The organism is Nostoc sp., assembly GCF_036917515.1.
Taxonomy (GTDB): Bacteria; Cyanobacteriota; Cyanobacteriia; order Cyanobacteriales; family Nostocaceae; genus Nostoc.
Map to the genome: position 1 here is coordinate 1 of NZ_JBALDE010000062.1, position 10683 is coordinate 10683.

The following is a 10683-nucleotide window of genomic DNA, read 5'->3' on the forward strand; positions in this document are numbered from 1 at the left end:
CAGATCACAGGAGTAAGGTTTCATTCTACAGGCACTTAGACGTTGATATACTCCATCATCCCATACTGTATTGCACTCAAGCAGGAACTGCTATACTTTGCGGCGTGCAAACCCCATAAATAAAGTGAGTTCGACGGTTGATAAAGCTTGAAAAAGATGACAGGTAGGCGAGAAAGCGGCAGTGAAGGAGATATTGCAGGTGTTGGGGGGTTAAAATCATGATTTTGAGGCTGTGGTTATTTACTACTGCCGATACTCGCCTATAACTACGGCACTAAAGCCAATGCCAGAAATTCAGGTTTCTTAAGAGTTACAGTTAGTGTAGCTAAAATTGTATTTGCCAGCGATCGCTCATACATTAGAGAATTCCTAAGCATGATGAACTATGTCAATGCTAAAGGTTAAGGTTAATTGTTTTGCATTTAAGCAGAAAATTCTTTTCAAACTGAGGTATACCATTACGATTCAATTTTTTCAACTCTACAACAGAAGAAGTTGCTTTCAGAATTCTATATCTATCAACAATAAAATCACTCCCTAGTTCGGCAAGGTCTTGAGTGAAACCAGTAATTGCAGTTTTTAATGTTAAAACACCATTATTCACAGTGTAATAAGATTCATTAGCTGGTTGCAAAGTCCAAAAAGAACCCCTATAAAAAATAAAGTTGCCAAATCCCCCTTGCTTGTCAAAAAGCATTCTTCTTGACGAACATGCAGCATTTTTTTGGGATGTTGTGGGAATTTTCCCATTTTCAGAACTGTAAAAAGTCCATTGACCATTTTCACGAGGTGGAAATATACTCTGGGCAAATATTGGAGTTGCTACAGATGGTAAGAGAAGTATAGTAGCTAGCAAAGCTTTGGTGACTGTAAATCCTCTACCTTGAAATATGGAATTCCATAGCCATGTCAACTCATTACAACACGTATCAAACAATTCCACCTGTTGCTCATTAGGTGCAACTTTTATCTTTGTAGTTTTCATGACAATAAATAGCTATTTAACAGTTACTAAACAGTTATGAGGATGACAAGAAAAGTTACTTAGAACATCGGTATAAAACCCCTGATTTAGCTCTTAAGTTGAAAAGGTGTAGTTTATTAACTTGCAAACTGCTGTATATGTGTTTAGAGAATTGTCTCATAACGAGAATTTAACAGGATTTTCCAAAGTAATACTAAAAACTTTTGGATACTTTCTTTTTTTAGATACACAGGGGTTGGATTATATTTTATATAACATATTGTTAATTCCCTGTTTTCTATATCGTTAAGCAATTACATAATTATCGAAATAACCTATTACACATAGGGAGCATCTCAGTTTTTGAAGTGGCTTAAATTCACAGTAATCCATTGAGGTAAGCACAGCGATGGGCAAGGACTTGAGGCACATTTTCTCGTTTCCATTGTGCTCCTGAAATCTTAGTTCGATGGTCAACCTGTTTAACGGCAGATTCAACCGATCCAGAACCAATCGAACAAATTTGTTCAGCTTGATGATATTCGTAGTTGATGATGCGTAGGCTATGTGATGTAAGCTAATCGCTTTATAGCCAAGCCATGCACATATTTGACCTTCAGGAGTTCGAACACGGATGTTTCCACCATCGACGCTTAATTCTTCAATTGTCTGTTCTGGTGTTGGCAATTCAAAATTCTGACGATGCACTAATCTCTGTTGGCTGCTGTGGGAAACCTGTACGCCTGTAAAATACTTGATGTCTGATGCCGCATCTTCATAGCTGACATTCGCACTTACCCTCAAACAACAAGTTTCTAGATATGGACTCAGTTGAGTACTTGGCGCGACTTCTAATTCAATGGCTTGTTTGCTCGTTATTGGTAACTCTCCAAGGATGCTTTTGAGCCGTCGTTGGTATCCTGCGCTTGTCCCTGTAATCGTTTCGATAAAAAAACCCCTACTTCTGGCATAACATGTTTTTGCATTTGACTCCGCACTGCTTCTTCAATCAGGGCAAGATTTGTAAGCTTTTCTTTTGACGTATCTTCGTACAATATTTTAGCGATCGCCTGAATATGTACTTGAAGAGCTTGCTTTTGTTCTGAGGTCATTGGTAAATAAATATACTCGTCTTACTTATCTTGACTGATTTTCGCCTTCTTTGCAAAAAACTGGGATGCTCCCTCTTGGCTTCATCTGTCCACAGTGCTTGAAGTGTTTCGTCTACATCAAATTCAAGACTTTCAACCAGCTTTTCTGCCAACAATGCTCTCGCTGCACTGGGCAAAGTTAAGGCTTCTTTCATAATCTGCTCAACAGATGCCATAATTTCTGAAAGCATAAGGGCTATTCAGAGTCTAGCAGGAAAGCAGTAGGCATTGTACAACACTAAAGTGATAGACAGCCGATGGACGCCAATCTAGTATTAACTTGGCTCAATCAAATTGATGATCGCTTGCACCAATACATCTGGATCTACTGGTTTAGAAATATGCATTTGAAATCCTGCGGCTAATGCTTGCTGCTGATTCATTTCCCCTGCATAGGCTGTCAGAGCGATCGCTGGTACGTTTCCTCCTTGTTGGGGCGATCGCGATCGCACTTCACGCATCAGCATATAACCATCTGTTTTTGGCATTCCAATATCGCTAATTAAAACATCTGGTATTGACTCAGATAGTACTTGTAGTGCTTCCTGTGCTGATGATACAGCGGTTACTTGTACGCCGTAGTCTTGCAAAATAAAGGTAACTAAATCGCGGATATCTGGTTCATCGTCCACTACCAAAACCTGAGTGTCTGAAAGCAGCAACGACTCAGGCTCAAAATTTGAAGACTGATTTTCTTCACCCCGAAACTGTTCGCTTCTAACCAAAAGCGGTAACTCGACAGTAAAGCTTGCACCCAATCCTTCTCCAAGACTTTCGGCTTGAACATTTCCTCCATGCATTTCTACAACCTTACGTACAATCGCTAGTCCTAAACCTAGTCCACCAAATGTCCGGGTAGTTGTGCCGTCAGCTTGGCGAAAGTAATCGAACACATAAGGCAAAAAGTCTAGGCTAATTCCCTTTCCTGTATCACTGACCTGAATTTGAGCCTGATTACCAGCTTCCATGAGTCGAATTTCTACTCGTCCTCCTGTTGGTGTAAATTTTACCGCATTAGAAAGCAAGTTCCACACAACTTGTTGCAGCCGATTTGGGTCGCCCATAACTTGTCCCAAATTGGCATCAAATACGGTCTGAATTTGAATTGACTTGGCTTGTGCTGCTAGTTGTACCGTTTGTAGTGCTGCTTCAACTACCATTACTAAGCTGACAGGACAGATATTCAAGTTTAATTTTCCTTGCAGGATACGCGACACATCTAACAAATCTTCAATTAGCTGGGTTTGTAACTTAGCGTTGCGTTCAATGGTTTCTAAGGCGTGGTGAGTAGTTTTTTCATCAAACTTGCGAGTCCGCAGCATTTTCGACCATCCAAGGATGGAGTTGAGTGGAGTTCGCAGTTCATGGGAGAGAACCGCCAGAAATTCATCTTTAATTTTGTTGGCGATTTCTGCTTGTTGGCGTGCTATCTTTTCGCACTCGAGTAGGCGATCGCATTCTTTCTCAGCCAATTTGCGATCGGTAATATCGAGTACAAAAGCAACACCATTGTCTTGGGAGTTATTCAGCAGGGCCATCCCCAAAACAATTGCTACTCGCTTACCGTTACGGTGGATGTATTCTTTCTCATAAATTTTGGAAACTCCACTAGTTTGCACCTCCAAAAGGGCGCGATCGTCTAAATGCTGATACTCAACAGGAGTAAGTTCACTCCAGTTAATTCTATCTAAAGTAGCAAACTCTTCACGAGTGTAGCCAGCTAGTTGAAGAAAGGCATCATTAGCATCAATAATGAAACCATCCACATTCCAAAAAGCAATCCCAATTAGGTTAGATTCAAACAAACGCCGAAATCGCGCTTCACTTTCACGTAATGATTTCTCTGCTCGTTTGTGTTCGGTAATATCACGAGCAACAGCGATTACGCCTTCAATACTTTGGTTAAAATTCCGTAATGGTGTAAGGATGTATTCATAATAATGCAACCCATTGGCATTAACATATTTACACTCATCCTTAATTGGCTGCCCACTTTTCATGACAGCTTGTCGTTGATTATCTATCTGCATTATTAGGTCTACGGGTAAATCCATTTCTGGCAAACTTTTACCGATAATATCTTCGGGATTTAAACCGAGTATAGTTGCTCCATCGCGGCTAACATACTGATAACAACCTTGGCGATTAAAAATGTAAATATGATCGACTGAGGCGGTAAGAATGGCATTTAAAATATTTGCCTGTTCTTGGACTTGTGTTGTGAGTTCGTGAGTACTTTCTTTTGCCTGCTTACACACAGTAGTTTCCATACAAACGCCGATCATTCGCACCGCTTGTCCTTGAGCGTTATAAATAAATTTTCCTTTGGCAGAAATCCAATGCGTGCTTTGGTCTGAGCGAACTATGCGAAATTCATCATTGTAGTCAGTTTTTTGTGTGAAAGCGTGGGCGATCGCTTGCATTACAGACTGGCTATCTTCAGGATGAACGCATTTTTTAAAAGTCTCATAAGGGCTGTCAAAACTACTTGGAGCTAGACCAAAAAGTAGTTCATAATTTTCTGACCAAATGACTTGATTGGTAACAATATTCCAATCCCAAAAGCCCATTTGGGATATATCTAGAACTAGTCTCAGTCGTTCTTCACTCTCTTTGAAAACTACTTCTACTTGCTGTAGCGCTGCGATTTCTTGTTGGAGTTGCTGTAAAATTACTGCCACGTCTGTTGGTAGATTGAGATGTACAGATGCATCCTTATCAATCTGCCAATCAACTTTAACACGAGAGTTTTCTGCTTCTACTAGCAACTTTATTTTTAGTTCTGTTAATTGTTTCTCAAGCGCTGTTTGCTTTTGTTTGTAAAATATCTCTGATTGCTCTAACTCAGCTACACGCTGCCGCAAAACTATTAATTCATTAGTGAGTTTAAAGTTAATTTTATCTACATTTTGCATCTTGTACACCGCTAATTTTTAATAATATCGACTTGAAGAGTAGGTATCCCTAGTTCGATCTATGATTTTTTTAACTATCTAATGTAATCTATCAAAAGGTAGATAAAAATCAAAAAGATATTGCATTAATCATTTTGGCTTGTTTATATACTTTATTAGGTAGAAACAGTTTATAAATTTCAGCCAAAAGGTATATATAAGTTTTGATGACTGTAGGGTAAGTACTGCTAAAAATATCAAAATCAAAATTGAGCCTTTTGACATCGGTATAGCTCAATAATTAAAGAAAATTTATCTTTTCAATCGGATGAAAGCTATACCGATTATTAATCCCACAAATTGCCCTAAGAAGACAACACCCGATTGATTTACGCCGACAGGAGGAATATTTAAACTACCAATACCATAAAATAATTGTTGCACAAACCACCAAAATATATAGAAAAAGGCTGGAAGTTGAATAGGAATATACAAGATTATTAGCGGCAAAACAGTGTCAATTTTAACTTTAGGAAATTTCATCACATAAGCTCCTAAAATAGCTGCGATCGCACCATTTGCCCCAATCAATGGAACTGTCAAACTCGGTTCAGCCAGAATTTGTATTATCCCTGTCACCACCCCAGCAGCCAGATAAAATCCTAGATAGCGTCTGTGTCCCAGAAGATTTTCTACAGTTTTCCCAAAAACCCACAAAAATAGGAGATTTCCTAATATTTGACTAGAACTTCCGTGTAGAAATATGCCAAAAAATAGTGTAAATGCCCGCCAAATGACAACTATCCAAGCAGCAGAATTGAAAAAGAGAGCATTGGTAACTGCTCCACTAATCTGCGCTGGAATCACGCCCCAAGTATTGACAAAATAGCCTAATTGACCGCTAAACTCTAGTTTAAGTTCCCATAAAAATACAGCCAGGTTAATGCCAATCAACCAGTAATTAATAATTGGTTTGTTTCGACAACGAATGTTATCACTAATAGGAATCATATATATTTGTCATTTGTCATTGGTACTTATCTTTCCCAGTCCCCATTCCCCCAACCTGTGGCAAGATTGAAATCAGATTGCATCGCACTTAACTAGGCAAACGAGATGCTAGGAAACACACTTGTAGGAAGATACCAAATTATTAGTAACTTGGGAGGTGGGGGTTTTGGTGAAACTTTTGTGGCTTGTGATACCCAATTACCCGGTTCACCTCTATGTGTTGTTAAGAGACTCAAACCCCAGGCAAGCGATCCAGTAACTTTGGAAACAGCTAGGCGTTTATTTGATACGGAAGCACAAGTTCTGTATAAATTAGGAACTCACGATCGCATTCCTCAACTTTTAGCTTACTTTGAGGAAAATGCCGAATTCTATCTTGTACAGGAATTAATCGAAGGTCATGACCTGAGTAAAGAATTAACATCAGGTAAAATCCTCAGTCAAGAAGAAGTTATTTCACTTTTACAAGAACTTTTGACAATCTTAGAATTCGTCCATCAACAGAATGTAATTCATCGTGATGTCAATCCCCACAATATTCTTAGACGCCAACCAGATGGCAAATTAATTTTAATTGATTTTGGTGCAGTGAAACAAATTGCTACTCAAGTTATTACTCCTCAAGGTCAAACTCTCGCAACAGTAGCTATCGGTACGCCTGGATATATTCCTGGCGAACAAGCTCATGGTACGCCAAAATTAAGCAGTGATATCTATGCTGCGGGAATAATTGCGATTCAAGCTTTGACTGGATTATCAGCAGAGGAAATAGTAAAAGATGCTGATACTAATGAAATTGTCTGGCACGATAAAGCTACAGTAACACCAGAATTTGCTCAATTCTTAAATAAAATGGTATGTTACGACTTTCGGCAACGCTATGCTTCGGCAACAGTGGCATTACAAGCGCTGAAAGAGGTAACACGACCACCTGTTCAGACAATAGCGTTAACTCCTCCTTCTCCACCAAAAAATATCAATAAACATCAACCAAAAAAAGGAATATTAAGTAAAATTTTACTAATAATATTTTTCCTGATTGTTGGCGGAGTAGCATCAATATTTATTTGGAGTTACATTAATTCAAATAATGCCATAGAATTATCTAAACAAGGAAATACATTTTTTGATTTGCAACGCTATCAAGACGCGCTAGAAGTATATGAAAAAGCTGTTAATCTTAGACCAGATTATGCTCAAGGCTGGAATGGTCAAGGCAAAACGCTAAATAAATTAAGAAAATACAAAGAAGCATTAGTGGCGTATGATAAAGCAATTCAAATTCAGCCAGATTATTTAGATGCTTGGATTGGACGGGGGTTTGTATTAGGAAATTTACAGCGATATCAAGAAGCGATCGCCTCTTTTGACAAAGCCTTAGAATTAAATAATAACAACTCAGAAGTCTGGAATGCTAAGGGTGAAGCTTTCAGTAATTTAAACCAATATGACCAAGCAATTAAGTCTTATGAAAAGGCGATTGCTCTCAAACCAGATAATTATGAAGCTTGGTATAAAAAAGGATTAGCTTTGCAAAATTCTAGGCAATATGAAGAAGCGATCGCAGCCTATCAAAAAGTCGTTGATTTAAAACCAGATTACGAGCAAGCCTGGTATAATATCGGAAATACACTAGTCAATTTACAACGCTATCAAGATGCATTTACAGCTTATGATCAATCAGTACAATATCAGCCAAGTTATTATCAAGCTTGGTTATCTAGAGGTAATGTACTGCTGAATTTACGACGTTATCCAGACGCGATTGAATCTTTTAATCAAGTAATTAAATACAGTCCCAGAAACTATCAAGCCTGGTATAATTTGGGTTGGTCGCTGCATCAAAACCAACGCTATGAAGAAGCAATAAAAGCTTATAATAAAGCGGCAACAATAAAGCAAAATGACTATCAACTCTGGTATAATTTAGGTAATTCACAATACATATTGCAGAAATACGAAGATGCGATCGCGTCTTATAATAAGGCAGTTCGTTATAAACCAGATCATTCTGAAAGTTGGTTTAGTAGAGGCAATGCTCTATTAAATTTAAAACGTTATCAAGATGCGATCGCTTCTTACAATCGAGCAATAAAATACAAGCCTAATTACCAACAAGCAATAGACGGTCGCAATCAAGCCCAAATTCAACTGCAAGGCGAAAAACCAAAGCCTGTAATTGTACCAACTCTTCCATTTCCTAATTCCACCAATCCACCGCAGACGACACCCTAAACAACCTATCAAATTGATAGGTTAGGATTGAATCATGTCCGCTAAATTGCCATAATCAAAGAACCTCAAAGAGCTTATAGCTAAAGCTACAAGCTTCCCTTTCCTAGTAAGCTACGGTGTACACACAAATAATTCACGCCTAATGTGAATTAGAAAAAAAGGTGGGAGAAGTAAGAAGATGAAAGTTACCAGCTATTCAACTCAGACTTCCCCCATAACTAGCATAAACTTTGGAACGCTCTTAACAACAATATTTGTATTGGTAGATGATTAGTATCAGCAGCCTACGCTTATTGCTTCGTCGTCATTTTGGTATTAATGTTCTCACTTTCCAGTCTCAACCTATTTAATTCACATTAAGCGTATATTCTAAATATTTAGAATGTTTACTCCTCCAAAGGATGATGGTTTAGCAGCTTTGGTATATCTTATATGCAAGATTGAGATCAATCTCGTAATGTGAGCAAGTAATAGAGTGTGAACAACATGAACTTCCAGCAATTTGCAAAACAAGGCTACTTTATCCTCAGACAGAACTATCTTGACGAAACCTTGGAATCCAGTGAACTGGAGAGGTTTCATCAAAATATAGTTTTCTTCCACAAAGCAATGAGGAAGTTTTTTGAGCAACCAATCCAAGAAAGACTTTTGTTTAAATCCGATCAACCTAAAGATTTAAGAGTGTCGGGATATCGTTGTGGTTATTGGCCTAAAGGCGTATATCAGGATAAATATGAAGGCAAAAAGTTTCCACTTGAGTATTATCACTCCCGAAATTTTTGTGACAGTGAACGCGATAACTTCTTGATTCCTGAAAATGGATTAGAGCCTAGCTGTAAAAATAACGTTGATCAATTGCCTCATGCACAAAGCTATGAAATAGCTGGGTTTATAGATCGCCATATCCTTAGACCACTTTTAAAAAACTTAATTATCTATTTACAATCTAACTTGTTGCCATCCCTTATTCTTCAGGTTGGATCTACATATTATCGAGATCAGGTGGTGCTAAGTATGCATCGGGACAAAGGCTTTCTTCAAATTATTGTTGGGCCTGCATCGGGGCTAAGAATTCAACCTAGCAATAGTGCTAACCCTCAACCATTAACTCTTGATACTGGAGAAATACTCATTTATACAGGCTTTCAGTTTCAGGAGTATTTTGGGGAAGTTCCTGCTCTAGCCTTGGTTGAACCCCTTTTACATGAAGTTATAGTTAGTGAAGACAAAAGAATGAGTATTGTAGCTGCGGCCTTCTTGAAGATATGACCTCACTATCTTCATCCTAAAATAGCAATAAAAATTACATTGCTAATCGCCGATTTCCATAGCATTGACTCAAATCATCCTCAATCGTCTCAAGAATCGTAATCGCCTCAGTTATTGATTTTGCATCAGCAGTCACTGGAGTTAAAGCAATGCTACTGCAAGCAACAGCGATTGCACCAGTAGCAATAACAAAACGGTTTGTAGCCTTTCTAATTTGACGAGCAGTCAAACTATTAATATTTCAGACTTCCTTTTTGATTGAGTTATACTTTGCCTTGAGTAAATTAAAATCAATAAATACCAGAAAATTTCAAAGCTAATACAAAACTTTAAAAATTTTTTTCGTAGCAATAAGTGTCGCAAAAAAATGCTGAGGATGAGTTGAGACATTTGCTAGAAATCCGGGTATAGGGTTTTTGGTTTTGTAGGAAGCAGTGCGATTGCATTAGGAAAAACATTGTCCCTGCAATCTCCAAAAAATAACCTTTTTTGGATAACTTATTTTCCCAATGTAATACGCCAAAAAAACTTGCTGTGCACCTGTTTAACCTCAATGTGGTTTAGCTCCATTTCCCGACATTTACCCCAACAGGTAACAACATCGCCAACGCCGCCGCCGCTCCCAATACCTGATCCTCAGACACTTCTAGATATCTCTGTAACTGATCTAAGTTAGATGTTGATACAAAATGCAGTTATTCTCAGTGGTGACTACCAAGTTTGTATATAAAGTGATTACCACCAAACTAGTACAGCGATGCTGAAAGCGGTGCGGTCGTACCACTGTGAAAAATGGGGAGTTAGTTAGGAGTTAGCGATCGCGGATATTGTGAAAATTTGAGCCTTGTAGCTGAAGAAAGTAACGTTTTGTTGTCATTTCCCTCCAATTGCAGAAATGTGCCCAATCCGACATGAGTATTTCTAAAAGCTAGTCAATCAGCTTTTGCTAAAAACTTTTGAAGTGATTGGGGTTAGAAAATGGCACAAACAACGACTGTAACAGCAGCTGGTGACAATAACATTGATGGCTTACTGATTGGAGTGAAGTGGGCATCTCCCTCAGTAAGGAATGGCACTAAGAAAAACCGAAACACTTGTGGGTTAAGCAGTTTGCAATTGCTTGCGTAATTCGTGGCGGGGTTTGGTCATTAAGGGGTAA

8 protein-coding genes and 1 pseudogene are annotated in these 10683 nt (G+C 38.4%); 3 read left to right on the forward strand and 6 right to left on the reverse strand.

Going from position 1 to position 10683, the window contains the following annotated elements; genetic code table 11:
* Positions 1–394: 394 nt before the first annotated feature.
* The 5 genes and pseudogenes from V7K89_RS07675 to V7K89_RS07695 form a co-directional block, all read right to left on the reverse strand.
* Positions 395–985, reverse strand: coding sequence for a hypothetical protein (locus V7K89_RS07675; RefSeq protein WP_335185860.1), 591 nt, complete (start codon positions 983–985; stop codon positions 395–397).
* A gap of 358 nt (positions 986–1343) precedes the next feature.
* A pseudogene (locus tag V7K89_RS07680) lies at positions 1344–2076 on the reverse strand (hypothetical protein).
* Positions 2073–2291 (reverse strand): addiction module protein, encoded by a 219-nt coding sequence (locus V7K89_RS07685; RefSeq protein ID WP_335185873.1) that lies wholly within the window; start codon positions 2289–2291, stop codon positions 2073–2075. Before V7K89_RS07685 ends, V7K89_RS07680 begins: the two are co-directional and overlap by 4 nt.
* 99 nt (positions 2292–2390) lie before the next feature.
* A complete protein-coding gene (locus tag V7K89_RS07690; protein WP_335185862.1) occupies positions 2391–5030 on the reverse strand; it encodes a PAS domain-containing hybrid sensor histidine kinase/response regulator in 2640 nt (879 codons plus the stop codon).
* A 291-nt stretch (positions 5031–5321) separates the two neighbouring features.
* Positions 5322–6020, reverse strand: coding sequence for a rhomboid family intramembrane serine protease (locus V7K89_RS07695; RefSeq protein WP_335185864.1), 699 nt, complete (start codon positions 6018–6020; stop codon positions 5322–5324).
* Positions 6021–6125: 105 nt separating this feature from the next.
* Between V7K89_RS07695 and V7K89_RS07700 the strand changes: the two genes are divergently transcribed.
* Positions 6126–8255 (forward strand): tetratricopeptide repeat protein, encoded by a 2130-nt coding sequence (locus tag V7K89_RS07700; protein ID WP_335185866.1) that lies wholly within the window; start codon positions 6126–6128, stop codon positions 8253–8255.
* A 486-nt stretch (positions 8256–8741) separates the two neighbouring features.
* Positions 8742–9524 (forward strand): hypothetical protein, encoded by a 783-nt coding sequence (locus V7K89_RS07705; protein ID WP_335185868.1) that lies wholly within the window; start codon positions 8742–8744, stop codon positions 9522–9524.
* A gap of 34 nt (positions 9525–9558) precedes the next feature.
* Here V7K89_RS07705 and V7K89_RS07710 read toward each other — a convergent pair whose 3' ends face one another.
* On the reverse strand, positions 9559–9753 hold the full coding sequence (locus V7K89_RS07710) for a hypothetical protein (RefSeq protein WP_335185870.1): 195 nt from the start codon (positions 9751–9753) through the stop codon (positions 9559–9561).
* Between the two features lie 749 nt (positions 9754–10502).
* Between V7K89_RS07710 and V7K89_RS07715 the strand changes: the two genes are divergently transcribed.
* Positions 10503–10652 (forward strand): hypothetical protein, encoded by a 150-nt coding sequence (locus tag V7K89_RS07715; protein ID WP_335185871.1) that lies wholly within the window; start codon positions 10503–10505, stop codon positions 10650–10652.
* Positions 10653–10683 lie beyond the last annotated feature (31 nt).

Coding starts and splice junctions, on each gene's coding strand:
- V7K89_RS07705 (WP_335185868.1), top strand. CDS start 8,742: ATGAACTTCCAGCAATTTGCAAAACAAGGCTACTTTATCCTCAGACAG.
- V7K89_RS07685 (WP_335185873.1), bottom strand. CDS start 2,291: ATGGCATCTGTTGAGCAGATTATGAAAGAAGCCTTAACTTTGCCCAGT.
- V7K89_RS07715 (WP_335185871.1), top strand. CDS start 10,503: ATGGCACAAACAACGACTGTAACAGCAGCTGGTGACAATAACATTGAT.
- V7K89_RS07690 (WP_335185862.1), bottom strand. CDS start 5,030: ATGCAAAATGTAGATAAAATTAACTTTAAACTCACTAATGAATTAATA.
- V7K89_RS07700 (WP_335185866.1), top strand. CDS start 6,126: ATGCTAGGAAACACACTTGTAGGAAGATACCAAATTATTAGTAACTTG.
- V7K89_RS07695 (WP_335185864.1), bottom strand. CDS start 6,020: ATGATTCCTATTAGTGATAACATTCGTTGTCGAAACAAACCAATTATT.
- V7K89_RS07675 (WP_335185860.1), bottom strand. CDS start 985: ATGAAAACTACAAAGATAAAAGTTGCACCTAATGAGCAACAGGTGGAA.